Source organism: Burkholderia sp. SIMBA_062, from assembly GCF_046534765.1.
Classification (GTDB): Bacteria; Pseudomonadota; Gammaproteobacteria; order Burkholderiales; family Burkholderiaceae; genus Burkholderia; species Burkholderia ambifaria.
Window position 1 is genome coordinate 1 of the sequence record NZ_JAWRYD010000124.1, and the last position, 430, is coordinate 430.

The 430-nt window shown below is 62.3% G+C and carries 1 protein-coding gene; it reads left to right on the forward strand.

Going from position 1 to position 430, the window contains the following annotated elements:
* Positions 1–14: 14 nt before the first annotated feature.
* Positions 15–430 (forward strand): hypothetical protein (locus SB786_RS35680; protein ID WP_410731498.1); only part of this gene is annotated, 416 nt, incomplete at its 3' end.

Genomic DNA, 430 nt, shown 5'->3' on the forward strand with positions numbered 1-430 from the left:
ACAAGCCAGTCGACGTGGAAGTCGACAGCGAGTTGATCCCGGTCGAAGTCGACGTGGACAGCGACGAGATCGAGCTGGTTGCGGACGAAAGACCCGTCGAGGTCGACGAGGAAAGCGAAGTAACGGAGCTGTTGGTCGAGCTCAGGCCGGTCGAAGTCGACGTCGAGAGCGAGCCGATGGAGCTATTAGCCGACGAGAGGCCGCTGGACGTTGACGACGAAAGCGACGTAACTGAGCTGTTGGTTGAGCTCAGGCCGGTCGAGGTCGACGTGGAGAGCGAGCTGACCGAGCTATTCGCCGACGAGAGGCCCGTCGACGTGGACGACGAGAGCGACGTAACTGAGCTGTTGGTCGAGCTCAGGCCGGTCGAGGTCGACGTGGAGAGCGAGCTGACCGAGCTATTCGCCGACGAGAGGCCCGTCGACGTGGA